The sequence below is a fragment of the Brevundimonas sp. FV1ye28 genome (assembly GCF_058681135.1).
On record NZ_CM178731.1, the window covers coordinates 1179944 to 1204613 of the forward strand.

General features: G+C 69.7%; 31 protein-coding genes. 20 read left to right on the top strand and 11 right to left on the bottom strand.

What is annotated here, in order from left to right; all coding sequences use genetic code 11:
• The first annotated feature begins 6 nt into the window (after window positions 1-6).
• On the top strand, window positions 7-2385 hold the full coding sequence (locus ACW171_RS05865) for a S9 family peptidase (RefSeq protein ID WP_492096157.1): 2379 nt from the start codon (window positions 7-9) through the stop codon (window positions 2383-2385).
• Here ACW171_RS05865 and ACW171_RS05870 read toward each other — a convergent pair.
• The 6 genes from ACW171_RS05870 to ACW171_RS05895 all read right to left on the bottom strand — a co-directional run bounded on the left by ACW171_RS05870 (window position 2318) and on the right by ACW171_RS05895 (window position 5823).
• Complete coding sequence (locus tag ACW171_RS05870; RefSeq protein WP_492096158.1) at window positions 2318-4024, bottom strand: asparagine synthase-related protein; 1707 nt, start codon at window positions 4022-4024, stop codon at window positions 2318-2320. The two genes, ACW171_RS05865 and ACW171_RS05870, sit on opposite strands and share 68 nt — an antisense overlap.
• Before the next feature lie 2 nt (window positions 4025-4026).
• Window positions 4027-4659: a lasso peptide biosynthesis B2 protein gene (locus tag ACW171_RS05875; protein WP_492096159.1), complete on the bottom strand. Its 633-nt coding sequence runs from the start codon at window positions 4657-4659 to the stop codon at window positions 4027-4029.
• Window positions 4656-4778, bottom strand: coding sequence for a hypothetical protein (locus tag ACW171_RS05880; RefSeq protein WP_492096160.1), 123 nt, complete (start codon window positions 4776-4778; stop codon window positions 4656-4658). The genes ACW171_RS05875 and ACW171_RS05880 overlap by 4 nt, the downstream gene beginning before the upstream one ends.
• A 57-nt stretch (window positions 4779-4835) precedes the next feature.
• Window positions 4836-4961: a hypothetical protein gene (locus tag ACW171_RS05885; RefSeq protein ID WP_492096161.1), complete on the bottom strand. Its 126-nt coding sequence runs from the start codon at window positions 4959-4961 to the stop codon at window positions 4836-4838.
• A gap of 97 nt (window positions 4962-5058) precedes the next feature.
• Window positions 5059-5187, bottom strand: coding sequence for a hypothetical protein (locus tag ACW171_RS05890; protein WP_263973019.1), 129 nt, complete (start codon window positions 5185-5187; stop codon window positions 5059-5061).
• A 69-nt stretch (window positions 5188-5256) separates the two neighbouring features.
• Complete coding sequence (locus ACW171_RS05895) at window positions 5257-5823, bottom strand: GntR family transcriptional regulator (protein ID WP_492096162.1); 567 nt, start codon at window positions 5821-5823, stop codon at window positions 5257-5259.
• A 242-nt stretch (window positions 5824-6065) separates the two neighbouring features.
• Between ACW171_RS05895 and ACW171_RS05900 the strand changes: the two genes are divergently transcribed.
• From ACW171_RS05900 to ACW171_RS05985, 18 genes are all read left to right on the top strand, one after another.
• Window positions 6066-6563, top strand: a complete 498-nt coding sequence (locus ACW171_RS05900) for a helix-turn-helix domain-containing protein (RefSeq protein WP_492096163.1) — start codon at window positions 6066-6068, stop codon at window positions 6561-6563.
• 92 nt (window positions 6564-6655) lie between these two features.
• Window positions 6656-6922 carry a LuxR C-terminal-related transcriptional regulator gene (locus tag ACW171_RS05905; RefSeq protein ID WP_492096164.1) on the top strand — a complete coding sequence of 89 codons (267 nt, stop codon included), beginning with the start codon at window positions 6656-6658 and terminating at the stop codon, window positions 6920-6922.
• A 75-nt stretch (window positions 6923-6997) separates the two neighbouring features.
• Window positions 6998-7618, top strand: a complete 621-nt coding sequence (locus ACW171_RS05910; protein WP_492096165.1) for a lytic transglycosylase domain-containing protein — start codon at window positions 6998-7000, stop codon at window positions 7616-7618.
• A complete protein-coding gene (locus ACW171_RS05915; protein ID WP_492096166.1) occupies window positions 7618-7929 on the top strand; it encodes a TrbC/VirB2 family protein in 312 nt (103 codons plus the stop codon). The genes ACW171_RS05910 and ACW171_RS05915 overlap by 1 nt, the downstream gene beginning before the upstream one ends.
• Window positions 7929-8111: a hypothetical protein gene (locus ACW171_RS05920; RefSeq protein WP_492096167.1), complete on the top strand. Its 183-nt coding sequence runs from the start codon at window positions 7929-7931 to the stop codon at window positions 8109-8111. Before ACW171_RS05915 ends, ACW171_RS05920 begins: the two co-directional genes overlap by 1 nt.
• On the top strand, window positions 8104-8439 hold the full coding sequence (locus ACW171_RS05925) for a VirB3 family type IV secretion system protein (RefSeq protein WP_492096168.1): 336 nt from the start codon (window positions 8104-8106) through the stop codon (window positions 8437-8439). Before ACW171_RS05920 ends, ACW171_RS05925 begins: the two co-directional genes overlap by 8 nt.
• Window positions 8432-10807: a VirB4 family type IV secretion/conjugal transfer ATPase gene (locus ACW171_RS05930; protein WP_492096169.1), complete on the top strand. Its 2376-nt coding sequence runs from the start codon at window positions 8432-8434 to the stop codon at window positions 10805-10807. The genes ACW171_RS05925 and ACW171_RS05930 overlap by 8 nt, the downstream gene beginning before the upstream one ends.
• Window positions 10804-11532, top strand: coding sequence for a TrbJ/VirB5 family protein (locus ACW171_RS05935; protein ID WP_492096170.1), 729 nt, complete (start codon window positions 10804-10806; stop codon window positions 11530-11532). Before ACW171_RS05930 ends, ACW171_RS05935 begins: the two co-directional genes overlap by 4 nt.
• Window positions 11529-11747 (top strand): EexN family lipoprotein, encoded by a 219-nt coding sequence (locus ACW171_RS05940; RefSeq protein WP_492096171.1) that lies wholly within the window; start codon window positions 11529-11531, stop codon window positions 11745-11747. Before ACW171_RS05935 ends, ACW171_RS05940 begins: the two co-directional genes overlap by 4 nt.
• Window positions 11748-11758: 11 nt before the next feature.
• The gene (locus ACW171_RS05945; RefSeq protein ID WP_492096172.1) at window positions 11759-12679 is read left to right on the top strand and encodes a TrbL/VirB6 family protein; all 921 of its coding nucleotides are present in this window, start codon (window positions 11759-11761) and stop codon (window positions 12677-12679) included.
• Window position 12680: 1 nt separating this feature from the next.
• Entirely contained in the window at window positions 12681-12875 is a 195-nt protein-coding gene (locus tag ACW171_RS05950; protein WP_492096173.1) for a hypothetical protein, read from the top strand.
• Window positions 12872-13555: a VirB8 family type IV secretion system protein gene (locus ACW171_RS05955; RefSeq protein ID WP_492096174.1), complete on the top strand. Its 684-nt coding sequence runs from the start codon at window positions 12872-12874 to the stop codon at window positions 13553-13555. The genes ACW171_RS05950 and ACW171_RS05955 overlap by 4 nt, the downstream gene beginning before the upstream one ends.
• Complete coding sequence (locus tag ACW171_RS05960; RefSeq protein WP_492096175.1) at window positions 13552-14379, top strand: TrbG/VirB9 family P-type conjugative transfer protein; 828 nt, start codon at window positions 13552-13554, stop codon at window positions 14377-14379. Before ACW171_RS05955 ends, ACW171_RS05960 begins: the two co-directional genes overlap by 4 nt.
• The gene (gene virB10, locus ACW171_RS05965; RefSeq protein WP_492096176.1) at window positions 14376-15500 is read left to right on the top strand and encodes a type IV secretion system protein VirB10; all 1125 of its coding nucleotides are present in this window, start codon (window positions 14376-14378) and stop codon (window positions 15498-15500) included. The genes ACW171_RS05960 and virB10 overlap by 4 nt, the downstream gene beginning before the upstream one ends.
• On the top strand, window positions 15500-16507 hold the full coding sequence (virB11, locus tag ACW171_RS05970) for a P-type DNA transfer ATPase VirB11 (protein ID WP_492096177.1): 1008 nt from the start codon (window positions 15500-15502) through the stop codon (window positions 16505-16507). The genes virB10 and virB11 overlap by 1 nt, the downstream gene beginning before the upstream one ends.
• Window positions 16473-18290 (top strand): type IV secretory system conjugative DNA transfer family protein, encoded by a 1818-nt coding sequence (locus tag ACW171_RS05975; RefSeq protein ID WP_492096178.1) that lies wholly within the window; start codon window positions 16473-16475, stop codon window positions 18288-18290. Before virB11 ends, ACW171_RS05975 begins: the two co-directional genes overlap by 35 nt.
• Window positions 18287-18892, top strand: coding sequence for an LPD7 domain-containing protein (locus ACW171_RS05980; RefSeq protein WP_492096179.1), 606 nt, complete (start codon window positions 18287-18289; stop codon window positions 18890-18892). The genes ACW171_RS05975 and ACW171_RS05980 overlap by 4 nt, the downstream gene beginning before the upstream one ends.
• A 135-nt stretch (window positions 18893-19027) precedes the next feature.
• A complete protein-coding gene (locus ACW171_RS05985; RefSeq protein WP_492096180.1) occupies window positions 19028-19642 on the top strand; it encodes a class I SAM-dependent methyltransferase in 615 nt (204 codons plus the stop codon).
• Window positions 19643-19796: 154 nt separating this feature from the next.
• Here the strand turns inward: ACW171_RS05985 and ACW171_RS05990 are convergent, their stop codons facing one another.
• The 5 genes from ACW171_RS05990 to ACW171_RS06010 form a co-directional block, all read right to left on the bottom strand.
• On the bottom strand, window positions 19797-20792 hold the full coding sequence (locus tag ACW171_RS05990) for a relaxase/mobilization nuclease domain-containing protein (protein WP_492096181.1): 996 nt from the start codon (window positions 20790-20792) through the stop codon (window positions 19797-19799).
• On the bottom strand, window positions 20789-21310 hold the full coding sequence (gene mobC / locus ACW171_RS05995) for a plasmid mobilization relaxosome protein MobC (protein WP_492096182.1): 522 nt from the start codon (window positions 21308-21310) through the stop codon (window positions 20789-20791). The genes ACW171_RS05990 and mobC overlap by 4 nt, the downstream gene beginning before the upstream one ends.
• A gap of 229 nt (window positions 21311-21539) precedes the next feature.
• Window positions 21540-21686: a hypothetical protein gene (locus ACW171_RS06000; protein WP_169802110.1), complete on the bottom strand. Its 147-nt coding sequence runs from the start codon at window positions 21684-21686 to the stop codon at window positions 21540-21542.
• Window positions 21687-22164: 478 nt separating this feature from the next.
• Entirely contained in the window at window positions 22165-23055 is an 891-nt protein-coding gene (locus ACW171_RS06005) for an ArdC family protein (RefSeq protein ID WP_492096183.1), read from the bottom strand.
• Between the two features lie 70 nt (window positions 23056-23125).
• Window positions 23126-23422 (bottom strand): DUF736 domain-containing protein, encoded by a 297-nt coding sequence (locus tag ACW171_RS06010; protein ID WP_492096184.1) that lies wholly within the window; start codon window positions 23420-23422, stop codon window positions 23126-23128.
• A gap of 439 nt (window positions 23423-23861) precedes the next feature.
• Here ACW171_RS06010 and ACW171_RS06015 point away from each other — a divergent pair, with 439 nt between their 5' ends.
• A complete protein-coding gene (locus ACW171_RS06015) occupies window positions 23862-24632 on the top strand; it encodes a COG4705 family protein (protein ID WP_492096185.1) in 771 nt (256 codons plus the stop codon).
• The last annotated feature ends 38 nt before the right edge of the window (window positions 24633-24670 follow it).

Sequence of the window (24670 nt, forward strand, 5' to 3'; positions counted from 1 at the left end):
AGCGCCATGCGCAAACGTCTGTCCGGCGCGCTGGCCGCGCTGGCTCTGGGCTGCCCAACGACGGGCGCGTCTGAGCCCCTAACCCTCGACACCCTGCTCGGGCTTGAGAGCTTCGGGCGGATCGCCGTCGATCCGTCCGGTGAAGTGATCGTGTTCGAGGAACGGCGCGCGCGGGACGATCTGCCACGCTACGACCTGCAGCCCGAAGGCGCCCTCCGCTACGCCCGCCTCTATCGGGCCGATGTCGAGACCCCAACCCGTGTCGGGCCGCTTCTGCCGATGGAGGAGGACGCCGGCTACACCGTCGGCCCCTTCTCCCCCGATGGCGGCAGGCTCGTCGTCTTCCGCCTGCGCGCCCTGGAATTCCGTATCGGGGTCGTCGATCTGGACAGCGGCGCGGCTGTCTGGACCGATATCTCCCCGGAGACGGGCGCCTGGGGCCGGTCCGTGGAATGGCTGTCCAAGGACGTCTTCGTGACGCTCGGCATGCCCGACGGCGGGTTGCCGCAGCGTCTGGCCGACACCAACCGGACCCAGAGAGAACTGCCCCCGCTCTGGGACCGAGCGGCGCATGGGGAGGCGGCCTTCGTTTCGGTCGGGCTTGGGCCCGAACCGGAGCGGCCGCAACGCGACCTCTGGCGGATCGACGCCCGGACCGGTGCCGCGACGCGTCTCGCAAGTGGTCCTTTCCTTGACCTGGAGGCGTCTCCGGACGGTCGCCATATCGCCCTGATCGTCGACGGCGCCCTCCAGCCCCTGCCCTCTCCGGGCGCTGCGACGGAGTTTCGACGCGTTCGCGCCCTGCAGCTGGTCGACAGTCGCTCCGGCGAGACGCGGGACCCGCCCGAAGCCCGGGACGTCTCCACAAGCCTGCTGACCTGGTCGCCGGCGTCCGACGCCCTGCTGGTCGCCGCGATCGACGGCGATCGTCCTCGCCTGATCGCCGTCGGCCCGACCGGCGCGGCGCGGGACGTCACTCCGCTGGGCGTCACCCCGGTCGTCCCGCTCGACTTCCACGGATTGCCGACCGCCGAGGCCGGTTGGATCGGTGACACGATCGCCGTGCACGGCCGTCATCGCGGCGAAGAGGGTTGGTTTCTCAGCGGCGAGGACCGCGCAGCGAGGCGCGCGGGCTTGGCGCCGGACGCCCGCCTCATCGCCCAGGGAGGCCGTGGAGTTCTATTCGCCAGTCGCGGACGTGTCGTCCGCTTGATCTCCGACGGAGTGTCCGAAGACCTGGGTGCGCTCGCCTCCGGCGTTCGGCCGGATGGGCCGCTCGGTCAGCGGGCCTTGGCGGGACCCTTGAAACAAGACAGCGCCGTAGTGTCGGAGCCGACGGGACGACTGTGCCGGACCCCGGCCGACCCGGGACCCGTCGTCTGCGTCACGGGTCCGTCCGGCGCGGCGGTGAGCTGGCCTCAAGGTGTGGCCGTCGCGCGTGGCGCCGAGGGTCGGGCCGTCAATCGCCTCACCGTGACACGCGGATCGTCGACCGAGACGATCTGGAGCCTCAATCCCGAGCTTGACGATGTAGACCTTACCGCCGCCCGGCGGGTCCAAGGTCCCGGCGGCGCCGCTGGGTGGCTGTATGCCCCCGCTACCGGCGAAAGCCCGCCTCCGGTGATCGTCATCCCCTATCCCGACCGCCTCTATGCGACGCCGCCGCCAACGATGCGCCCCGAGGCCGGCAATCTGACGCTCAACGGCCAACTGCTGGTCGCCGCCGGCTACGCCGTCCTCTACCCGGACTTGCCCGTCGGCCCCGAGCCGTCCGTCGGCTTGGCGGACAAGATCCTCGCCGTGGTCGACGCCGCCGCCGCCGACGGCCTCGTCAATGGCGACCGGATCGGCCTTTGGGGGCACAGCTTCGGCGCCTGGGCCGTCGTGCTGAGCGCGACCCAATCCCCCCGGTTCAAGGCCGTCGTCGCCCTGAACGGATCCTATGACCTGGCCGGATCGGTCGGCAGGCTGTCGAACCATGCACGTCTGGCGGGCGAGAACGACGCCGCGATCATGGGAACCGCGCGGTGGCTGGAATCCGGTCAGGTCGGGATGCACGCGTCTTACTGGTCCGATCCGGAGCGCTACCGACGCGGCAGCGCCTTTGAACAGGCCGACCGGATCACGGCCGCGGTTCTGCTGGTGCAGGGCGAAATGGACCATGCGACGGGCGAGGCCGAGGGCATGTACGCCGCTCTCAGACGCCTCCAGCGCCCGGCCGCCCTGCTCCATCTGATCGGCGAGGACCACAGCCTTCATAATCCCGGCAATGCCCGCATCTACTACGAGCAGGTCATCGGCTGGTTCGATCGCTATCTCACCGCGAACGCGCTTCCAGCCGCGCCGTCCACCGTCGAACCCAGGCCTCCGTCAGCGCCAGGGTGAGCAGGCGGGAGAAGCCGCCGCGCCAAAGCAGCGCCTCCCGGGAAAGGTCCGCCTCCAGGTCGTTCAGCAACCCCGCCTGGGCGAGGGCCCCGCCCAGCAGATAGTCCCGCAGGAAGGGCAGATGGCTCGCGACAGCCTCGCCGTAGAAGGCGCCGAGTTCGCCCTTTGAACGGCGGGCATAGATCGACGGAGGCAGGACGTCCCGAAACGCGTTTCTGGCCGCAGCCCGGTCCCGGCCACCCCAGGTCAGATCGACGGTCGACCAGGACAGGCCTGCCTCCATTACGGGCTGGCTCAACAGCGGGTTCACGCAGACCCCGTGCCGGCTCCGCGCCGCCTGCCCCTGGAAGGTCTGGCAGAAGGCGAGGATGGAAATCTGCAGCGCCTTGGCGGGCGGAACGCCGCGCAGGTCGTCGAGCCAGGGATGATCCCAATCGGCGCGGCTGCGCCGATGTTCCTGCAACGCCCGGACCCAGGCCGAGGGCCAGAGCGACCGGCGGGTCCAGCGCGCGATCCGGTGCACGGCCGCCGGCCGCGCCCTGACGCCGCGCTCCTGAAGCTCGTCGAAGGCGATCAGCGGGCTCGGCATCTGGAAGAAGACCGCGTCGCCGCCCTGTCCCGTCAGCGATCCCCAGGCCCCACCCTCCCGAATGCGGGCGGCGATATCGTCGTTGTAGTCCGTATCGATGTCGTTGGTGGCGGGCCGGAACGCGTCCGCCGTGCGCGCCAGACGCTCGGCCGACAGGCTCAGCCCTTCGCGCCGCACTTCGGTCAGCACATGCCCCTGGGGCGCCACCACCGCCCTCGCATACGCCCGCTCGTCGCCTTCGGGTTGTTCGACGTAGTGGTTCACCCAGGCCGAGACGCGATCCCGCTGCGAGGTCTCAAGGGATGCCGCGACGATCGCCGAGTCGAGGCCGCCGCTGACCTCGGCGATCCATGTGCGATCACCGGCCAGACTGCGCACCGCCGTCTGCACGGCCGACCGAAGTTCGGGCGGGCGGCCGCGCCCGCGACGATAGACGTCCGCCGGCCGCCACACCTGCACGCCGTGAGAGTCGCCTGCGCCGAGCGTGCGGAGTTCTCCGGCCGCGATGGGCGTCAGTCCGTCCAGGGCGAGATCGTGACGATACTCGCCGCCGCGACCGACCAGCCGGGCCACGGCCTCCCAGTTCAACGCCAGATCCTCGGGCAGCAGGGCGTCGAGAACGGGGGCCGCGCTTGAGGCGACGAGGGTGACGCCGGACCTGTGCCAGCAGACAGCCTCGATCGCACCGGACGGATCGCGCAGGATCGCAGCGTCGCCCCGGGTGCGTCGGATCAGTACGTAGCGGCCCCAATGCTCCGCCACCAACCGCCGGGCGGAAGCGGCATCCAGGGGCCGGCAGGCCAAGGTCCCACGCTCCGAGGCCGAGGCCGCCCGACCCGTGTTGTCGAACATCTCGCCGATCAGGACGCCATGGCCGTCCAGCCCCGCTGTGACCGCAAGGCGGTCTGACGGCGCATAAACCTCAACGAAAGGGTGCGAGACCCGGCGCGACCATCCAGCGCCGGCGAGCCGTCGGCGCATCGGGGCCGCGAGCGCCTCGAGCGCGGCGGCCGTGTCGCCCATGAGCGCCACGAAGGAGTCGGCGCCCATCCTCAGATCACCAGAATGGGATGGAAATGGCTGAGCGTTTCCGCGGACTGGCTGACGCAGACGTCATCGACCTGCAGCCAACAATGGGCCAGAAACGGCCAGGCGCGGACGCCGAACACCCAGTCGGCGTCCAGGCCCTTGGCGTTGAGGAAGCGCAACAACAGCTCGGCCTGGAACAGGCATGCTCCGGTTCGGGGCGCAAAGGGCAGAAGCTGGAAGAAGGTCTCCGCGCGCGCCGAGATCGCCTCCAGGTCATCGCGCCGCCCGGTTCGGTCCGCATAGGCCGTCGCCAGCCCGGCCAGCGTCGGACGACGCCAGGCGCGATCGGTCCAGATCGCGCTGAACGTCGCGATCTCTCCCAGGCGCAGCTGGGAACCGGCAACCTCGGGCAGGCGGCGCAGGGGAAGCGGGGGCGGCGCGACGCCGGCGGGGCGTGCAGGACCGGAATGCAGCAGCTCTGCGGACGCCAGCTCCAGCAGGGCGTCCATCGGTCCGCGCAGGCGTTCGCCATCGACCGCGACGTCGCCGCAGTTCGGGAAAAGCAGATAGTCGTCCGCCGCCAGATCCAGCAGGATCAGATCGCCTCCGATCGGCACGGCGTGGACGCCCTGCGCCAGTTGCCCTTCCTCGCTCATTCGAGCGCAAGCTCGTAGCGGTGGGTCACCTGCAGCTCGACGAACTCGCCGCCCTTGCCGCGGGTCAGCCGTCGCGCCGACCCAAGGATCAGCAGGCATGCAGTCTTTCGTATCAGCATGAACTTTTCCTCCAAAGGGAGCCGATCGGGGTCGCCCCGAAAGACGACCCCGGCCGCTCATTCGGGCGGCATTTCCCAGCGGAAATGCGAGTTGAGCTCGGCGAAGTCGCCTTCGTCGACGGCGCGCGTCAGGCGGCGAGCGCCGCCCAGCCGAAAGATGCGGCTCTTGTTCTGGACCTTCATGGCCAGACTCCCTTTTTCGATGACGGCCTCTGATCTGGACGCACCGGGCGAGGCCGGACCGGGCGTCCGTGCCGCCCCGCAGGACGGCACGTCGCGCTCAGGCGCCCGGCGGGATCGTGTAGAGCTTGGAGGTGTTCAGCTCGGCGTAGTCGCCTTCGTCGACCGCGCGCGTGAGGTCGCGGGCGGCGCCGAGGCGCACGAGGCGCGGGGTGCGGTGGGTGGTCATGGTCGTCTCCTCGTTGAAAAGTCGACAAAAGGTCGACGACGGACTATCAGCGCCTCAAAGCAAATCGATTCAAACTATATTGCGCGTATACTTTGACTGTTCGGGATCGATCCGCCGCGCGCGCGAAGCGATTGTTCCGGCGGTGATCCGCCAACGGGCGTAGTAGGCGTCGATACTGTCTCCCTCGTGCGAACCGGCCGGCGCCTCTGTCGAAGCGGTCAGGCTCCTGAGCGGGGCGAGGCGACGACGGACCCGCGCGAGACTCTCCAGCAGCGGCTGATTTTCACAAACCTCGATCAGTTCGCTGATCCAGGCATCGACGGCCTCATCCGAGGCGTCGGCCGGACTGGCGTAACCGGCGCCGCGCGCCGCGAGGCGAATATGCGCGGCCTCGAGATCCAGCAGGCCGAGGATGTCTTCCAGAGGCGTCGCCCGCGTGAAATAGCCGAGACCACGATGCTCCTCGATCAATCCCTCGCCGCAAAGCCGGGACAGGGCTTCACGGACCGGGCTGGTGCTGAGGTTCAGCGATGCGGCGATATCGGCCACCGACAAGTGCTGGCCGGGCGCCAGCCCATCCTCGATCGCCGTTCGCAGGCTGGCGAGCGCCGTTCCGAATGGATCGCGCTGTCTCACCGGCCTCTCCCACACGGGCCATGGGCGATCTGTAGGCCAGCGGTCGCGACACACCGGGGAAGCCCGGCTGCGGGACGGCGTCTATACTGTCGTCCGCAAGAAACTTGCGTCATAGCCGCAGCTTTCATGCTGTTGATCTTTATCGACTTTCATTTGACGCATGGCTGAGTCATTTTTCAACCTGTAGGGGTGAACCTGAGTTCGTAACGCGTGATGCCCACGGCGAGGGAGTAAACCGAGAGATGGACGCCCGGCACACCCAGTCGACGAATGCGGTGCTCTCCTCGAGCCTGCGCCTGATCCGCTCTCACCGGCGCATGCGGTCGATCGACGTCGCCCAGGCCATGAACATGGCGCTTCGGTCCTACGAGCATTTCGAGTCCGGTGCGGGGCGAATCAACATCGAACGCATTCATCGCTTCGCCGAGGTGACGAACAGCGATCCGCACGGGATTCTCGCGGCCCTCGCCCTCGGCTCCCCCGCCTTCGCCTTGCGGTGCGCCGACAACAAACTGGCGACCATCCTCGCCGTGGCGCTGCAGGAATTCGACGAGGAAGCCGGGGACGCCATCGCTGATCTCGACGCCCGGCCGATCATAAACACCTTCACCAGGATGTTCAGGGATCTCGCGGATCAGTCCGTCAAGCGCGACACCGAGGCAGACGCCTGGCTCGAGCAACGGCGGAGCAGACTGTTGGCGCCCGATCGGGAGGACGGCGGGACCAACACCGGCGGCTGAGACCGCCCGCCGGCGCCCCGCCCCGGTCGTAGAGTCCCGGTGGGAAGGTCCCGGACTGGCGCGCGGCCGTGATTTCCCGGCTGGATTCGGTGATGAAAGCGCACCCCTCCCTTCCCGCTGCGTCATCCACCCCGGGGCTCGAGGCCCTGACCGACCGGCAGCGCGAATGCCTGCAACTCGCCGCCATGGGCTTGACCTCATCCGGCATCGGCGAACGGCTCGGACTCTCCCCCAGGACCATCGATGAGCATCTGATGACGGCCTGCAGCGTCCTCGGCGTGCGGACACGCGTCCAGGCCGTCGCCTGCCTGGCGGTGGCCGCCCGACGCGCCGACGAACCCCGCAGCTTCCTACCGTAGATCTCCCACGGGGCGCTCGCGGGTCGCCGCCGCCGGCCTGATCCGATGGGATGGCGGCGGTTCCTGGAGGCCCTCATGCTCGACCTCGCGTTCGTCCTCGCCCTCTCGCAAAGCTGCGCGCCTTCGGTGGCGCCCCAGACCCTTGCGGCGATCGCGCACGTCGAAAGCCGGTTCGATCCCCTGGCGATCGGCGTCAATCGCAACGGCGCCCGACCCGCTCGGGCGCGCAATGCGACGGAGGCCGCGACGACGGCTCGTCGTCTCCTGAGCGGCGGCGCCAACCTCGATCTCGGGCTGGCCCAGATCAACAGCGACAACCTCGGCTGGCTGGGCCTGACGGTCGAAGACACCTTCGATCCCTGCCTCAACCTGCGGGCCGCGGCGACGGTCCTTCGCGCGGGCTACCGACCCGTCGGCGAGACCCCGGCGCATCGACAGTCCGCCCTGCGCGTCGCCCTGTCCCGCTACAACACCGGCGACGCCCGGCGGGGATTCCGCAACGGCTACGTCGCCAGGGTCGAGCAGGCGGCGGTCGCCTTGGACCTGGCCGCGCCGCTTCTAGCGAGCGTCCTCGAACCGTCCGACACGCGCCTTCCCGAACCGCCGACCCCGAACGCCCTGCCTGCGGCCTGGGACGTGTTCGCGCGCGGGCCCGTGCGGGTCGCCTTTTCCACTTCCGTCGACCGGAGCCACTGATGTTTCGTTCCCTGACCCTTTCGTCCTTTCCGCGTCAGGCCGGCGCTGCGGCCTGCATCGCGCTGGCGGCGACCTGTCTCTCGGCGCAGCCCGCGCTCGCCTCGGCCAATGTCGAAGGCCTGCTGCAGAACGTCGTCGACATGCTCACCGGCAATACGGCCCGCCTGCTGGCCGTGCTGGCGGTGGTGATCGTAGGCATCCTATGGATGTTCGGCCTGTTCGACCTGCGCCGGGCGGCGATCGTCGTGCTCGGCATCGTCGTGGTCTTCGGCGCGGCCGAGATCGTCAATCTGATCACGGGCGGCGCCTGATGACCGCCGCCGCGCCCTGGCTGTGGATCGGGTCGGCGTCGGCCTTTCTCGCCCTGTGTCTGATGCTCGGCCTGAAGCTGATCTCGCCCAAGCGGTTCGCCCAGATCCTCGCCGGTCTCGGCTCGGGCCTGGCGATCGGCCTGGCCTTGGCGCGCCTGTCGGCGGGAGGGCCCAATGGCTGACGAACGTCTGACCGAGGATCCGCTGTTCCTGGCCTGCACGCGTCCGGCGATGATCCTCGGCGTGCCCATGGAGGCGATGGGCGTCAACGTCATCGTGTCGGGCATCGTCTTCCTCGTCGGCGGCAGCCTGCTCTACCTCCTCGTGGCGCCGGCCCTGCACCTGGTGTTCCGGGCGGTCTGCCGGGCCGACCACAACGCCTTCCGACTGCTCTTCGTCTATGTCGACACCAAGGGCCGGTCACGCAACGCGGCGCTCTGGGGCGGGAGCTCGGCGACGCCTCTCCCCCTCGTTCGCCGCTATCGCCTGGCGGAGCTGTCCCGTGGCTGAGGGCGGCATTCCTCCGGCGCGGCTGCGGCGCGAGGGCGACGCCCGGCCGCACCTGCCCTACGCCCGTCACGTCTCGGACCATGTGGTCGCGCTCGACAGCGGCGCCCTGATGATGGTGTTTCAGGTCGACGGGGCCAGCTTCGAGACCGCCGACGCCCGGGACCTCAACGACTGGCACGTCAAGCTCAACCAGGCCTGGCGCAATCTCGCCGACGATCGTCTGGCGGTCTGGCACCATGTGGTGCGACGCCCGGTCGAGCTGGAGCGGTCGGCCGGCTTCCGCTCAGCTTTCGCCGGTGAGCTCGGCGCCCTCTACGACGACCGTGTCGCCGGACGGCGGCTCTGGATCAATGAGCTGTTCGTCACCCTCGTCCTGCATCCCGGTCGGGACGCCGGCGACCGCGCTGCGGCGCTCGCCAAACGTCTGAAGGCGGCGCGCCGCAACGACGCCGAGGTCGAGTTGGCCCATATCCAGCGCATCGAGGAGGCCGGGCGGGACCTGGTCCAGTACCTCGGCCGCTATGCGCCGCGTCGGCTCGGCCTCTATGAACGCGGCGGCCTGTGGTTCTCCGAGCCGATGGAGGTCATGCGGCTCGTCCTCACCGGGCGCCGGTCGTCGGTCCCGATCGTGTTCGGCCACCTCGGCGCGGCGGTCTACACCGTGCGCGCCATCTTCGGGCGCGAGACCCTCGAGCTGCGGGACGCCGCCGAGGCGCGCTACGCTGGCGTCCTGGCCGTCAAGGAATACCCGGCCACGACCCGACCCGGCCTGTGGGACGAGCTGCTGAGCGTCCGGTTCGGCTTTGTGATCAGCCAGTCCTTCGCCTTTCTCTCCAAGGCCTCGGCCCGCGCGGTGATGGAGCGCAAGCAGAATCAGATGGTCTCGGCGCGGGACCGCGCGGCCTCGCAGATCACCGGCCTGTCGGACGCGCTCGACGACCTCGTCAGCAACCGCTTCGTCATGGGCGAGCACCAAGCCTCGATCCTCGTCCACGGCGACACTCCGAACGCATTGGCCGACCACCTGTCCAAGGCCCGCGCCATCCTCGCGGACTCCGGCCTCGTCGTGGCGCGCGAGGATCTCGGCCTGGAAGCGGCCTTCTGGTCCCAGTTCCCCGGGGCCTTCGCCCGCCGCACCCGGCCGGCCGCGATCACCTCGCGCAATTTCGCGGCCCTGGCGCCCTTCCACGCCCATCCGGTGGGCAAGGCGCGCGGCAACCACTGGGGCGACGCCATCGCCGTGCTGCGCACCACGGCCGGGTCGCCCTTCTGGTTCAACTTCCACGTCGGCGACTTGGGCCACACCTTCATCTGCGGGCCGTCCGGGTCGGGCAAGACCGTGGTCCAGAACTTCATGCTGGCGCAGCTGGAGCGCTTCGACGCCCAGCAGCTGTTCATCGACAAGGACCGGGGCGCCGAGATCTTCGTGCGCGCCTGCGGCGGGACCTATCTCGCCCTGCGCAACGGCGAACCGACCGGCTTCGCGCCGTTCAAGGCCCTCGCCCCCAGTCCCGCCAACCGCGCCTTCCTCGTGCGCCTGGTCCGGACCCTCGTCGCCCGGCCGGACGAAACCCTGACGGTGCCCCAGGCCCGCGCCATCGATCAGGGCGTGGCCGCGCTGGAGGCCCTGCCGCGCGAGCGGCGGTCCATCGCCGCCCTGCGCAGCCTCCTCGGCCAGGGCGACGCCGGCGGCGTGGGCGCGCGGCTGGAGCGTTGGCAAAGGGGCGGTCCCCTCGGCTGGGTTCTCGACAATGATGAGGACGCCCTCAGCCTGGAGGCCCGCTTCGCCGGCTTCGACATCACCCAGGTGCTCGACCACGACGAGGTCCGCACGCCAGCGATGTTGTATCTGTTCCACCGCATCGCCGAACGGGTCGACGGCCGCCGTCTGGTCCTCGACATCGACGAGTTCTGGAAGGTGCTGGGCGACCCGGCCTTCACGGAACTGGCCCAGGACGGACTGAAGACCTGGCGCAAGCAGAACGCCCTGATGGTGTTCGGCACCCAGTCCCCCGCCGACGCCCTGCGCTCCCCGATCGCCCACGCCATCCTCGAACAGTGCGCGACCAAGATCTTCCTGCCCAACGGCCACGGCCAAGCCCGCGAATACATCGACGGCTTCGGCCTCACCCAGGAGGAATTCCGACTGGTGCGCGAGGTCCTGACCCCGGAGTCGCGCCGCTTCCTGGTCAAGCAGGGCCACGACAGCGTGGTCGTCGAACTGGACCTGAGCGGCATGGACGACGCCCTGTCGGTCCTGTCCGGCCGCACCGAAACCACTGCCCTGCTCGACCGCCTCCGCGCCGAGGTCGGCGACGACTACACGCTGTGGCGCGATCCCTTCCATGACCAGAGGAGGTTCCTGTGAGAGCCCGCATCCCCTTCGCCGCGGCGGCCGCCGCCCTCGTCCTCGCCTGCGCGCCGGCCGTCCACGCGCAGCAGGTTGTCCACGATCCGAGGGCCTTCGCCCAGATGATCGAGGAGGCCCGCACCACCCTGGAGCAGCTGAGGGCGCTGCAGACCCAGGTCGAGCAGGGCCAGCAGCTTTTCGACAGCCTGAACAATCTGTCTGACGTCAACGCCCTGGCCGGCGAGCTCGGCCTGCCGACGGTGCGCAACCCGCTGCCCGATATGCGCGCACTGCGCGTGGCGGCCAGCGGCGACCTGTCCGCGCTCGGCGACCTGGCCGATCGCGCCGACGCCATCCGCCGCGACACGCGGCTCTACACGCCGCCGGCGGGTGATCCGGGCTCGGCGGACGCCTACTATCGCGACAGCCTCGAACGGGCCGGCGCGCGGACCGCACGGGATCTCGCCATCGGCGAGGCCATCGGCGGCGCGGCGGACCGGCGCCTGCAGGGTCTGGAGACGCTCCGTTCCGCCCTCGACACCGCGCCCAACGCCCGCGCCGTCATGGACCTCGAAGCCCGCCTCGCGGCCGAACAGGCCCTGATCCAGAACGAGCAGGTCCGGCTGCAGGGTCTTGCCCTGACCCAGGCGGCCGAGGCGCGCCTTGAGGAGCAGCGCGCCCGGGAACGGGCCGAGGCCGCCCGGGCAGCCCGCATGGACGTCTATCAAAGGGCGTTCCGGTGAAACGGTCCGCGCTGCTCGTCGCTCTCGGCCTCGTCGGCTGCGGGGCGGCCGACCGGACCGCTGAAGACTTCGCCGCCGATCCCGATGCGGCCGAGGCGATCGTGGCGGCCTGCGACGCCGGACGCGAGGTCGATGGCGAATGCGAGGCGGCGCGGCGGGGGCTTGCCGAGGCGCGCCGCGAGGCGCGGATGCGCGCCTATGAGCGGGCCTTCTGAGGAGTCCGACGATGAGCTTTCGCGTCTTCGAGCCCAGCTACGACTTCATCGACGAACGGCTCAACGTTTTCCTCGGCGACCGCCTGTCGTCGGTGATCGCCGAGGTCGAGGGGCCGCTGCGCATCGCCCTGGTCCTCTACGTCGTGCTCTACGGCGTCGCCATCCTGAGGGGCGCGATCAGCGAGCCGGTGATGGATTTCGCGGTCCGGTCGCTGAAGCTGGCCTTCCTGTATCTGCTGGCGACCACGGCCGCCTATTCGACCTTCGTCACCGAGCCGCTGTTCACCGGCCTGCCCAACGCCCTGACCCGGGCCGTCAGCGGCGCGGACACGCCCAGCGTCGGCGCGGCCTTCGACCAGTTCTTCGCCTATGCCGCCTGGCTGGGCGAGGACATCTCGCGCGAGGGCTCGGCCTTCAATCCCGGCCCCTGGGTGGTGTCGGCGGCCGTCTTCATCATCGGCGCCCTGGCCGCGGCCCTCGGCTTCGGCGTGGTGCTGGTGGCCAAGCTGGCCCTGGCCCTGCTCGTCACCCTCGGCCCCATCTTCATCGCCTGCGCCCTGTTCGACGCCACTCGCCGCTTCTTCTTCGGTTGGCTCAGCCAGGCCGTGAACTATCTCGTCCTGTTCGCCCTGATCATCGTCATCTTCCAGCTCGTCCTGTCGCTCGTCCGCGACCAGTGGGGCGCGATCCAGGGGTCCGACCCGATGATCGGCGGGCTGATCTTCATCGCCCTGTGTCTGCTCGGGGCGATCTTCTTTCTGCAGACCCCGGCCATCGCCGCCGGCATAGCGGGCGGCGCCAGCGCCGGCCTCGCCGACTTCGCCAACGCGGCGGCCCTGGGCGGGAGCGGCTCCGGCCGCAGCCAGGGTCCGCAAGAAGCCAGCCGCCAGCCGCCCAGGGGCGGCGGCACCATTCGACCGAGAGGCGCCTGACATGACCTATCGCTCACTCCTGCTCGCCGGCCTGATCCTGCTGGGCGCCTGCGCCCACCGGAGCGATCCGGCGTTGCCGACTTGCGACGGCTGGGCCCGGCGGCCCGCCAATCCCCATGGATCGGTGCTCGCGCCCCAAACCGAAGCCCCATCGGTCCCCGAGGCCGTAACCTCGGACACGGGAGGCTGCGCATGAGCGGCGTCCCCTCCCCTGAACTGAAGCGCTACTTCACCGAGGCGCGACGCTGGGATCAGGACCGACTGGCCTCGGCGATCCGGTCGCGCCGCCTGGCCTGGTCGGCCGCCGCCCTGGCCACGGGTCTGGCGGTCATCGCGACCGGCGCGGTGGCGATGCTGACCCCGCTGAAGTCCACCGAGCCCTTCGTCATCCGGGTAGACCAGACGACCGGCGCGGTCGACGTCATGCGCGGCCTCTCGGCCGAAGATGGGCCGGTCCGCTACGACGAGGCCGTCAGCAAATATTTCCTCGGCCAGTATGTGCGCCAGCGCGAGGGCTACCTCGATCCGGCCGCCGAGGACGCCTTCCGGCTCGTCTCCATCCTGTCGGCGCCGGCCGAACAGCGGCGCTGGGCCGATCTGTTCCGCGGCTCCAATCCCGCCAGTCCGCAGAACCTCTACGGCCGCGACGGCGAGGCCATCATCTCGATCCGCGCCATCGGCTTCATCAACGACGGCGTCGCCAACGTCCGCTTCCACCGCACAATCCGCCAGGCCCAGCAGACCGTGGAGAGCGACTGGATCGCCACCATCGCCTTCACCTACACCCGCGCGCCGATGTCCGAGCCCGATCGTCTGAGGAATCCCCTCGGCTTCCAGGTGACGTCCTACCGCGCCGATCCGGAGGTCATCCGATGAGACGCCCCATTTTCCTCCTGCCCCTGGTCGCCGCCCTCGCCCTCGCGTCTCCGGTCGCGGCGCAGGCCCCGCTGGATCCGCGTATTCGCGAGCTCACCTATGATCCGTCGGCCGTCTACCGGATCGCCGGGGCGTTCCGCACGGCGACCCAGATTGTCTTCTCGCCGGAGGAGACCATCCGCCATGCGGCCATCGGCGACAGCGTCGCCTGGGAGGTGGCCGCCGAAGGCTCGGTGCTCTTCCTCAAGCCTCGGGAACGTCATCAGGCGACCAATCTTCTGGTCGTCACAGAGCGCGAGGGCGCGGTCCGGCACTACGCCTTCGAGCTGCTCGCCCGCGAGGCCGGCGACCGGACGGCGATCGCCTATCAGGTCCGGTTCCGCTACCCGGCCGACGAACAGGCCCAGGCGGCCCGCGCATTGGCCCTCCAGGCCGAGGCCGTGGAGCAACGCCTCATCGGACTGGAGCTGGAGCGCGGGGTCGTCGAGGGGACCCGCAATCTGGCCTGGTCCGCCCAGGGCGACGCCGCCCTGCAGCCGAGCGAGGTCAGCGACAACGGCCGATTCACCGTGTTGCGCTTCCCCGGCGTCCAGGCGCTACCGGCCGTGTTCGAGGTCGGGGAGGACGGATCGGAGCGCCTGATCCCCTACGACGTCCGCGGCGAGTTCGTGGTGATCCACGGCGTGACGCGGGGTCTGCGGCTGAGGCGGGGCCAGTCGGTCCTGTGCCTGTTCAACGACGCCTATGACCGCCGCGGAGTCGGCGTGGGAACCGGAACGGCCTCGCCGGTCGTCGATCGCGCGCCGCTCGGAGGCCGGTCATGAGCGCGCCCGACCCAACGCCGCCGGCCGACGCGCCTCGCCCGCCCTCCGCGCCTACCGATCGCGGCGTCTCGCCGATCGCCGGACGCCTCGGCGGTCGGCAGGGCAAGATTATCACCCTGGCCGCCCTGGCCGTCGGATGCGGCGTCTTCCTGATCGCCAGCTGGGATCGCGGCGACGCCAGCGACGCCGAACCGGCCCGTCGCGATGAGCCCGCCCGGCAGACGACGCCGTTCGAGCCCGCCCGTCGCGAGGCGCCGCCCTTGCTGAGCGACGCCGTCGTCGATCCCGACGCGCCGACCCTGACCGGCGAAGAGGCCATCCCGCCACTCGAAGCCGCGCCCCGGGATGGCGCGACACCCCGATCCGGCACCAGTCCGGCGGAACAGCGGCGCGCCCTGGCCGAAAGCGCCCGGCGCGCGCCCGTGCTCGCCTATAGCCGGGCGGGGGGCGGCCAGCCGGGGACGCCGCCCATCTTGACGACGCCGACGCCTCCAGGCGAACCGACGTCGCTCGATCAGTTGCGTCAGCTCACGCCCGTGGGCCAGACGCGCGCCGGCCGCCTGCCGGACCGCAACCTGCTGGTCACGGCGGGGACCAACGTGCCCTGTGTCCTGCAGACGGCCCTGGACAGCACCACGCCCGGCTATGTGACCTGCGTCCTGCCGCGTGACGTCTGGTCCGACAACGGCGCCGTGGTCCTGATGGAGCGCGGCACCCGGGTTCTGGGCGAGTATCGCGGCGGCCTTCAACAGGGCCGGCGTCGGCTGTTCGTCCTCTGGACCCGGGCGGTGACGCCGACCGGGGTCGCCGTCACCCTGGCCTCGCCGGCCGCCGACGCCCTGGGCCGGTCGGGGTTCGACGGCGTCGTCGACACCCATTTCTGGGACCGGTTCGGCGGCGCCCTGTTGCTCTCCATCGTCGACGACAGCGTCTACGCCGCCGTGGGCCAGGGTGACGGCGGCTCCGCCACGGCGCGTCTGCCATCCGACGCTGCGGGCGTGGCCCTGCAGGGCTCGGTCGACATCCCGCCGACGCTTCGCAAGGGTCAGGGGGCCGAGGTGTCGATCTTCGTGGCCCAGGACCTGGATTTCGCCGGGGTCTATCAGCTGCGGCCCCGGTGATGGACGACACGTCGGTCCTGGATCACTACCTCGCGCCGCTCCGTCCCTTCCTCGAGCCGGCGGCGGTGACCGAGGTCGTCATCAATCGGCCCGGCGAGGTCGGGGTCGAGGCGGACGGGGCCTGGCGCTGGACGGAGGCGCCCGAACTGACCGAGGCCTGGCTGCGCACCCTAGCGGTGGCGGCCGCGGCCTATACCCGTCAGGACGTCGGCCCCGAACAGCCGATCTGCTCGACCACCCTGCCCGGCGACGTGCGCTGCCAGATCGTCCTGCCCCCGGTGGCGGCGGACGGCGGGCTCTCCCTGACCCTGAGAAAGCCGTCGCGGCGCCGTCTCGGCCTGATGGAGTTCGCGGCGGCCGGCCTGTTCGACCAGGTCGCCGACGCCCAGGCGGACGCCACGGACCTCGTCGACGCCGAACTGATCCGTCTGCGGCAGGACGGCGACTGGCCGGCCTTCCTCACGCTGGCGGTCACCGCCCGGCGCAACATCCTGATCTCCGGCGCGACCGGCTCGGGCAAGACGACCCTGGCCAAGGGGCTGATCGAACTCATCCCGGACCACGAGCGCCTGCTGACCATCGAGGACACCCGCGAGTTCGTCGTGCCGCACCGCAACGTCGTCCATCTGGTCTATTCCAAGGACGGTCAGGGGTTGGCCAGGATCGGACCGAAGCAGCTTCTGGAAAGCGCCCTGCGCATGCGGCCGGACCGCATCCTCCTGCAGGAACTCCGCGACGGCACGGCCTTCTTCTATCTGCGCAACGTCAACTCGGGCCATCCCGGGTCGATCACCACGGTGCATGCGGATTCCGCCGCCCTGGCCTTCGAGCAGCTCACCCTGCTGGTGCGGGAATCCGAAGGCGGACGCGACTTGCCGCGCGAGGACATCCGCGCCCTGCTGCATCTGCTCGTCGACGTCGTCATCCAGATGAAGAAGGTCGACGGGCGCTTCCGCGTGACGGAGGTCTGGCATGACCCGGTTCGCAAGCGCCAGCCCGGGGGCTAGGGCGGCGGCGGTCGCCCTCGGCGGCCTGGCCGCCTTGAGCCTCCTGGCCGTCTTCGCAATCCTCATCGCCCTGGTCGGTCTGGGCCAGTTCTCAGACGCCATCGACCCGGCCCGGGTCCCGGCCTGGCTTTGGTACTACCGCCAGGACCCCGAGGTGCGCCGCTGGCTGACCGTCGGCGTCTCGGTTTCAGCCTTGGTCGGCGCGGTCCTCGTCGCGGCCGTCCTGCTTGCCCGGCGCCGCCCCCTGCACGGCGCCGCCCGCTGGGCCTCGGGGTCGGAACAGCGGCGCGCGGGGCTGCGGGCGCACCGCGGCATCGTCCTGGGTCGGGGGGACGGCGGCTTCCTCATCGCCGACGATCCAGAGCACGTCATGCTCTACGCCCCCACCCGCACCGGCAAGGGCGTCGGCGTGGTCATTCCCAACCTCCTGGCCTGGCCGGACTCCGTGGTCGTGCTGGACATCAAGCGCGAGAACTTCCTCGCCACGGCCGGCTATCGCGCCGAGGCCGGCCAGACCGTGCATCTGTTCGACCCCCTGGCGCGGGACGGTCGCACGGCGCGCTTCAACCCGCTGGGCCATGTCGATCGCACCGACCCCATCGCGGTGCTCGACGAGCTTCAGCGCATGGCGGCGATGCTCTTCCCGGTCCACGAACGCGCCGATCCCTTCTGGGCCGAGGCGTCGCGAACCGGCTTTATCGGCGTCGGCGGCTACGTCGCGGCCACCGCCGAACGCCCCTTCACCCTCGGCGAGATCTTCCGCCAGCTCACCGCCGGCGACGCCCGCGCGCGGCTGCCCCGGATCCTCGCGGCCCGGGAACAGGAGGGTCGCCCCCTCCCCGGACCGGTCGTGGCCGCGCTCACCGACTTCACCAGCGCCAGCGAGAACACCTTCGCCTCCGTGCGCCAGTCGATCACCACCCGGATGGGGCTGTGGCTCAACCCGCGGGTCGACGCCGCCACCGCCGCGTCGGACTTCGACCTGCGCGACCTGCGCGGCGGCCGGCTCTCCCTCTATCTGGGCGCCACGCCGGACAACATGCTGCGGATCCAGCCGCTCTACGCCCTGCTCTTTCAGCAGCTGGTGGATCTGAACAGCCGCGCCCTGCCCGGTCCCGCCGACCGTCCCGCCCTGATCGTCCTCGACGAATTCGCCCGTCTCGGGCCGGCGCCGGTCCTGGCCCATGCCTTCGCCTGGGTCGCCGGCTACGGCCTGCGGCTGCTGGCGGTGCTTCAAAGCCCCTCGCAGCTGAGGGCGATCTATGGTCCGGACGTCGCCGAGGAGGTCATGACCAACTGCGGGGTCGAGATCGTCTTCGCGCCCAAGGAGCTCAAGATCGCCCAGGAGCTCAGCGATCGGCTCGGCGCCTATACGACCGAAGGCCGCAGCCGCAGTCGGCCGACCGGGCTCAGCCCGGGTCGGCGCAGCACGACGGTCTCCGACCAGCGCCGGGCGCTGATGCTGCCTCAGGAGCTGATGCAACTGCCGCAGACGGCCCTGATCGTGCTCAAGGCCGGCCTGCCCCCGGTCCGGGGCCGGAAGATCGCCTATTTCCGGGAGCGCGCTTTCCAGAGTCGACTGCGGCCCGCCCCCGATCTGGCGCCGGTCGCCGCGCCGGCATCGCCCCCCGTCGTGGAGGAGGATCCCATGGATTTCGACGTCATCGCGCGCGCCTTCGCCGCCGAAGGCCTGCCGCCGCCTGAGGCCGGGGCGGATGAAGACGCCGTCGGCGCCTGGCTGGATCGGGTCGTCGATACGGCCGTGCTGGAGCGCGAAGCGTGAAGACGCCTGACACAGCCCCGCCGTCCAACCGCCTCGGCCCCGCGCCGGGCCCTGCCGGGTCGCGCCGCTCCACCACCAAGGGCGACGTGCCCGAGGCGGTGCTGGACCGCTATCTGGTCGAGCGCGACCTGCGCGGCCGGCCGGAACGCTTCTTTCGCGATCATCGCGCGGCCGAGCCGATGTTCCGCGACCGCGGCGGCTCGCTCGTCTCCAACCAGGCCTATCCCGACGCCGTCATCGACATGCTCAAGATCGCCCGCCATCGCGGCTGGGACCAGGTTCGGGTGTCCGGCGATCCGGCCTTCCGGCGCGAGGTCTGGATCCAGGCTAGGGCCCTGGGGATGGAGGTGCGGGGCCATCGACCGCGCGAGCGCGATCGGCAGGCCGCCGGCCTCGATCGTCCATCGCCCCGGCGAGACGCTGAACCCTCGAAGGCGCAGAACGCGCTCGCTGAGCGTTTGGCGCGGGCAGCCGTCGTGGTGGCGCGCCTGGTCCCCGATGCTGCGATCCAGACGCGCCTGCTCGAGGCCGCCTGGGCGCGCGCGGGCCGAACCCGCCCGATGGAGCGCGAACCGGCGCGCGGGCGCGACCGGCAGCGGTAACGGCTGCAAACGCCGAAGAACAACGTCGCCGATCGTGCCAGTCGGCTCTCACCGACCGCAGACATTCGGACGTGCCCCTCTGGCATTCACCCAGCCGGAGCCCCAGCTTCCAGATCAGGTTTGGGAGCAGCGGCGATGACCACCAGGGCCCATTGGGACGGCGTCTATCAGACGAAAGCGGTAGATGAAGTAAGCTGGTATCGGCCTCACCTGGAGGTTTCACTGAAACTCATCGAACGCGCCACGTCGAACAGCGGCGACGCGATCGTTGATGTCGGTGGCGGAGAAGCGACCTTGGTTGATGATCTGGTCGCCCGCGGCTACGGTGACGTGACCGTGCTGGACATCTCTCCGGCCGCGATTGAGGTGGCGAAACGCCGACTGGGGTCGTCTGCTGCTTCGGTTCACTGGATCATCGGCGACATCACCGCGGTGGAGTTGGAAGCGGCTCGTTACGATGTTTGGCATGATCGGGCCGTGTTCCATTTCCTGACGAGTGCGGACGACAGAGCCGCATACGTGCGTCAGGTCACCCGCTCGGTTAAGCTTGGCGGTCACGTCATTGTCGCGACCTTTGGGCCAGATGGTCCGGAGAAGTGCAGCGGACTGGAAGTCGTTCGCTACGACCCCGAGAACCTGCACGGCGAGTTCGGACCGAGGTTTCGCTTGTTGGATAGCGTCACGGAGTTGCACGAGACGCCTTGGGGGGCGGCCCAACAGTTCATGTATTGCCTCTGCCGCGTGGAATGAGAGGGCGTCCGCGGCCATGCCCGCTCGAGCATTGGGCAAATCTCGCCCTCCACCCAAGCAGCAGCCGCCGCTTGGGGCCTACGTATCTCCTCGGCGCGCGGTCTTTCTGACACTTCGCAAATTCGACGTGGGCTACGCCGACGAGGGCCAACGCCTATCGCTCACGGGTCCGGGCGGGGTCGCGCTGCGTCTCCCCTCTCTGCCGCAACGCCTGATCCCGGGTCATTGGCGTCGGTCGTTCCCGCACGAACCGCTCCACCAGCGCGGCAAGGGCGCGATCTCCGGGCCGCTCCGATCGCGACAGACGCAGGGCCTCGGCGACCAAGGCGCGCCGGACGGCCAACTCTCGCGTTCGGATGGCGTCCAGCCAGGGCGCTTCGCGTCCGCCCCCTGCGAGCACCGCCCGATAGGCGCCGGCGAGCACCTCGGGTAACGGGCCTTCCCCCGCTACGAACCGCTCCCGCATTTTGCGTACCGGGATGCGTTCGGCCTTGTGGGTCACGCCGCGCGTGCGGCGAGGCGTCGCTTCGGCATCGATGAACCGATCCCGAAGGGCGTGGGCGAACCCTTCCCGCCAGGCCTGCAGGTCCGCCTTGCGCGGGTTCAGACGCTCGCCGTCCCGCCCGAGCCTTCGCACCGCCAGATGGACATGCGGGTGTCGTCCCTCGTCGTGTAGGGCGAAGACATAGGGATAACTTTCGCCGAACGTCTCGGCCGCAAAGGCCCGCGCCGCGTCATGAAGACGGACAGCGTCGGTTCCGGCCGGCATGCTCAACACGATCGACAGGGTGATCGAGGCGTCCCGTCTGCGTCCCGGTTCGAGCGCAAACTCCTCAGCCCAGTCGTGCGCCAGGTCCCGCACCTGCCCACGTCCTTCCAGACGTTCCCCGTCCGGCCCTTCCAGCGCCAGGGCGCCGTTGCGGCTGATGTACTCGAGGTGAGCCTTCAGATGCGCGCCGTCCCGGGTTCGGCCGGTGATTTTCACCATCACCTCCGGCGCGCGGCGCGCCACCCGCGTGAACCGGGCGGCCGGATCTTCGCCGCCGAGGCGAGGCGGCCGCAGCACTGCGGTCGTGATCCGGGCGCGCCGGATATCGACGGGCGGACGCAGCGCCTCCTCGAACCCGCGCGATGCCCGAAAATCCGTCATGTCGCCGAGCCCCAGTAGGCCAGGTTGCCATCGAAGGCCTCGCCGATCGCATCGACCCAGGCCGCGATCTCAGTCTGGAACGCCCCTAGTTGCTTGACCTCCACATCCAGCACCGCGCCCTCCATCACGGCGGTGTTGAGCGCGCGGGCGATCTGGTTGACGTTAACGCCGATCCGCCTGAGCTCGCGCCGCACTTCGATCAGCGCCAGAGCCTCGGGTCGGCTGAACTGCGGCCGATCATGCAGGCGGCGACGGATGAGCGCCACGCTCCACTGGGTTCGCGACAGGCCCCTCGCAGCCGCCTCGACCTCCAGGAGGCGCAAGTCGGCTTCGCCCAGACGCAGGGTCAGCTTGCCCGACCTGGCCGTGGTCGGCCCTTCCTCCGGCGTCGTCAGGGGCGCTTGGGCCGCGCTTTCCATGAGCCGTCGCAGGAGTCGCGACCGTCCACCCTGACCGACCGCCGCGGCGTCGAACCGGCGGATCAGATCGGGCGAGAGGCGGAGGGTGAGGCGGTCCATCGGAAAGCGGGTCTGTCAGACATTGCCGGCGCAAAGCCTATCCTGCCCTAGACCGTCAACACCCTCGCCCCGTAGGCCTCCGGTGCTGCCCGCCCTCCCCTCGGCGTCCGCTTCACGGCCGCTCGCCCGCCGTCCTGTCGGACGCCCCAGCCTGACGGATCACAATGAGGGAGGCGGGTTTCCGGAGGCAGACGCCCGCGCTTTCGCGCGGGCGTCCTCCGTCAACGGATCAGCAGCAGGGTCCGCCGTTGCAGCAGGCCGCGAGCAGCTCGCAGCACGAGGCGGCGGCCTTGACCACCGAGTCGGGCGCGGCCGCAAAAGCAGCCGAGGCCGAGGTCAGCAGCACGAGGGCCGCGAGCGAAAAGGCACGTTTCATCGTTGATCTCCATGGATCGGTTTTAGAAAAAGGATCGTCGGTGGAGATCAGGCTCGAGGGGGCGGGTCTTCCGATTCAGGATCCACCCCGACAAGAGGATCGGTCGGGAGGCTTTGGTGGACGTCGGCGGGCAGCGTTACCGGAACGACACTGGCCGGCATCGGGACGAGTCCGTGGCAGAGCACGGCGCAAAGTCGGGCGCAGGTCATCTTCACGGGATCGCAGGGAGCGTCCGAACCGGACTCGTCGGCGGGCGTCATGGCCATAGCCACGGTTTGTGTCGGCGTTTGCCAAGCCGCGACGGGACTCGATGCGAACAACAGCGAGAACACGGCCAGGATGGCCGGCGCCCAGGCCGAGGTTTTCTGACGTCCGATCATAGAGTCGAGTTCGTCCCGCGAAGGCTAGAGGTTACAGCCAGGTCGAGGCGTGCGCCAGCGGCCACGGACGCACGCCCCTTATCACTACGGTTCGCAAATCAGGAGCCCTCGCCGGCACGGTGAAGAAAGTCCGCGGCGCGTTGGGCGTGGGCCGCGGCGGAGAAGACGAACCTCTTGTCGTCGCGCAGTACTTCGAGCCAGGCGGCGAGATAGGCGGCGTGATCCTCGCGGGGCTCCAGAGCCAGCCCGAGGTCGGCGCACAGGAACGCGGCTCCGAGTTCCGCCACGAGTTCTTCTCGGGCGTAGCCTTCGTCGCCGCGACGACGGCGTCCGAAGTCGCGGTCGAGCCGGCTGGGGTGTCGAGTCCAGTGCGTCAGTTCGTGGCCGAGGGTGGCGTAATAGGCTTCAGAATCACGGAAGCTCTCGAACACGGGCATCTGTACGAAGTCCGGCCCCGGCGCATAGAAGGCGCAGCCGCCGCCGTGACGGACATCGGCGCCCGTCGCGGCGAAGAACGCCTCGGCCCGGGCTATCCGTTCGCCGATATTCAAGACTGGTGCGGGCGGCGGGGCATACAAAGCGGGGAGACCGTCAATCTGCTCGACATTGAAGACGGTGTAGGCCTTCAGAAACGGGATCCGTTGGGTCGTCTCCTCGCCTGCGTCATCAGTGTCCGAGCGGACCAGCTTGTTGGCGTAGACAACCGTGGAGCCCCGTTCGCCCTTGCGGACGTGAGCGTCCAGCGCCAGCGATTGACGAAAGGTCATCCAGGTGGAGGACTGGAAACCGCGCGCCGCGGCCTCTCCCCACAACAGGACGACGTTGATGCCCTGATAGGGCGTGCCGTCATGTCGAAGGGGTTTGCTGACGCTCTGGGAGGCCGCCCAGGGCTGGGTCCAGGGACGGACGCCGGCTTCGAGCTGGGCGACGATCTGGTCGGTGATGCGGCTGTAGAGATCGGGACGTGAGGGTTCGTTGGGGCGCGACATGGCGACCTCCTGAGGATGGGATTTTGAAGGAAGGGGCGGCGGCGCTGTCGTCAGCGCCGCCGCGGCCCGGTCAGCGGGACCAGATCAGGCTGTGTCCGCCGTCGATCTCGACCAGGGAGGCGTAGATCGGAGCCGGGAAGCTGGGATCGTCGAGCTTGACCGACAGGTAGTCGCGGTTCTGCTGGCTCGTCTTCTTCCAGGCGGCGCCGAACTCGGTCTGACCGGAGAAGATGCGGAAGTCGGGCGCCTTGTCGTCGGTCTTCTCGTTGGCCCGGAGCTGGGCCGCCTTGACGTTGAGGGTCAGGGTCTTGATCGAACCGCTGTAGCTGCCGTCCGCTTGCTGGGTGAAGGTGCCGATGGTGGCCATGGTCGTCTCTCCTTGCTGATCTCGGGCCACGCCTGCCGCAGCCTCGATGGCGATCGACGGACCGGGAGACGGACGGCCCGCAGGTCGGAGCGCCGCAGGCGTGAGAGACCCCGCAGCGCATGCGAAGGACCGGGCGGGGCGTGTTTCTTGGCTCGCGCGAGGAGGCCGTCAGGCCGGGGAAGAAACTCGCCCCGCCCGGTTGCGGAAGACGGCCGGCTTTCGGTCAGATCAAGCCCTTCGAGAGGCCGCGCCGGCTGGCGCGCCGGCGAGAGACCACCACCCCGCCTCGACGCCACCTCCCACCGGACGGCCTCCTCCGGCTCGGCCTTCTGACCTGCGAACCAAAGCTGCGCCCCAGCCCGCGCCGATTTCGCCGCAATCGAGGATCACGGTCACGCTTCGACGGCCGAACCGGAACGCCGCCGCCGGAGACCATACCGTGGCGACAACCGAGACCATGACCGAGGCCAACAAGGTCGCGACGGTCACATTGGCCTTCTGGATCATGAAGATCTGCGCCACCACAGTGGGCGAGACCGGCGGCGACCTCCTGTCGATGACGCTGAAGATCGGGTATGCGGCCAGCTCGGTGGTGCTGTTGACCTTCTTCATCGCCACCCTGGTGCTGCAACTGCGCGCCAAACGCTTCCACCCCTTCCTCTACTGGGCGGTCATCCTGGCCACGAGCACGGCCGGGACGACAATCTCCGACTTCATGGATCGCAGCCTGGGCCTCGGCTATGCGACGGGAGCGACGATCATCGGCGTCACCCTGTTGGCCGTCCTCGCGACATGGCGACTGACGATGGGGTCGATCGCGGTCGATCATATCCGTGATCCCAAGATCGAGACCTTCTACTGGATCGCCATTCTGGTCTCGAACACCCTGGGCACGGCGCTGGGGGACTTCCTCGCCGACAGCTCCGGCCTCGGCTACGGACTCAGCAATCTGCTGATCGCGGCCGGGATCGGACTAACGATCCTGGCCTATTTCTTCACGCGGGTTTCGCGCACGGTGCTGTTCTGGATCGCCTTCGTCCTGACCCGGCCGTTCGGCGCGACCATGGGCGACCTGCTGACGAAGACGCCGGACAAGGGCGGGCTGGGGTTCGGCACCATCGGCTCGACAGCGGTGCTTCTGGCTGTTCTCATCGCGTTGATCGCCTTCACCAGTTGGCGGACCGGCCGCAGGACGACCGCACCCGCCTAAACGCTCCGACGCCTTTTTCTCATCCGGTCTCGACGGAG

Bases quoted from the DNA above. Each gene is read 5' to 3' on its own strand.
- ACW171_RS05865 (WP_492096157.1), top strand. From the start codon at position 7: ATGCGCAAACGTCTGTCCGGCGCGCTGGCCGCGCTGGCTCTGGGCTGC.
- ACW171_RS05870 (WP_492096158.1), bottom strand. From the start codon at position 4,024: ATGGGCGCCGACTCCTTCGTGGCGCTCATGGGCGACACGGCCGCCGCG.
- ACW171_RS05875 (WP_492096159.1), bottom strand. From the start codon at position 4,659: ATGAGCGAGGAAGGGCAACTGGCGCAGGGCGTCCACGCCGTGCCGATC.
- ACW171_RS05880 (WP_492096160.1), bottom strand. From the start codon at position 4,778: ATGCTGATACGAAAGACTGCATGCCTGCTGATCCTTGGGTCGGCGCGA.
- ACW171_RS05885 (WP_492096161.1), bottom strand. From the start codon at position 4,961: ATGAAGGTCCAGAACAAGAGCCGCATCTTTCGGCTGGGCGGCGCTCGC.
- ACW171_RS05890 (WP_263973019.1), bottom strand. From the start codon at position 5,187: ATGACCACCCACCGCACCCCGCGCCTCGTGCGCCTCGGCGCCGCCCGC.
- ACW171_RS05900 (WP_492096163.1), top strand. From the start codon at position 6,066: ATGGACGCCCGGCACACCCAGTCGACGAATGCGGTGCTCTCCTCGAGC.
- ACW171_RS05905 (WP_492096164.1), top strand. From the start codon at position 6,656: ATGAAAGCGCACCCCTCCCTTCCCGCTGCGTCATCCACCCCGGGGCTC.
- ACW171_RS05910 (WP_492096165.1), top strand. From the start codon at position 6,998: ATGCTCGACCTCGCGTTCGTCCTCGCCCTCTCGCAAAGCTGCGCGCCT.
- ACW171_RS05915 (WP_492096166.1), top strand. From the start codon at position 7,618: ATGTTTCGTTCCCTGACCCTTTCGTCCTTTCCGCGTCAGGCCGGCGCT.
- ACW171_RS05920 (WP_492096167.1), top strand. From the start codon at position 7,929: ATGACCGCCGCCGCGCCCTGGCTGTGGATCGGGTCGGCGTCGGCCTTT.
- ACW171_RS05925 (WP_492096168.1), top strand. From the start codon at position 8,104: ATGGCTGACGAACGTCTGACCGAGGATCCGCTGTTCCTGGCCTGCACG.
- ACW171_RS05945 (WP_492096172.1), top strand. From the start codon at position 11,759: ATGAGCTTTCGCGTCTTCGAGCCCAGCTACGACTTCATCGACGAACGG.
- ACW171_RS05950 (WP_492096173.1), top strand. From the start codon at position 12,681: ATGACCTATCGCTCACTCCTGCTCGCCGGCCTGATCCTGCTGGGCGCC.
- ACW171_RS05955 (WP_492096174.1), top strand. From the start codon at position 12,872: ATGAGCGGCGTCCCCTCCCCTGAACTGAAGCGCTACTTCACCGAGGCG.
- ACW171_RS05960 (WP_492096175.1), top strand. From the start codon at position 13,552: ATGAGACGCCCCATTTTCCTCCTGCCCCTGGTCGCCGCCCTCGCCCTC.
- virB10 (WP_492096176.1), top strand. From the start codon at position 14,376: ATGAGCGCGCCCGACCCAACGCCGCCGGCCGACGCGCCTCGCCCGCCC.
- virB11 (WP_492096177.1), top strand. From the start codon at position 15,500: ATGGACGACACGTCGGTCCTGGATCACTACCTCGCGCCGCTCCGTCCC.
- ACW171_RS05975 (WP_492096178.1), top strand. From the start codon at position 16,473: ATGACCCGGTTCGCAAGCGCCAGCCCGGGGGCTAGGGCGGCGGCGGTC.
- ACW171_RS05985 (WP_492096180.1), top strand. From the start codon at position 19,028: ATGACCACCAGGGCCCATTGGGACGGCGTCTATCAGACGAAAGCGGTA.
- ACW171_RS05990 (WP_492096181.1), bottom strand. From the start codon at position 20,792: ATGACGGATTTTCGGGCATCGCGCGGGTTCGAGGAGGCGCTGCGTCCG.
- mobC (WP_492096182.1), bottom strand. From the start codon at position 21,310: ATGGACCGCCTCACCCTCCGCCTCTCGCCCGATCTGATCCGCCGGTTC.
- ACW171_RS06000 (WP_169802110.1), bottom strand. From the start codon at position 21,686: ATGAAACGTGCCTTTTCGCTCGCGGCCCTCGTGCTGCTGACCTCGGCC.
- ACW171_RS06005 (WP_492096183.1), bottom strand. From the start codon at position 23,055: ATGTCGCGCCCCAACGAACCCTCACGTCCCGATCTCTACAGCCGCATC.
- ACW171_RS06010 (WP_492096184.1), bottom strand. From the start codon at position 23,422: ATGGCCACCATCGGCACCTTCACCCAGCAAGCGGACGGCAGCTACAGC.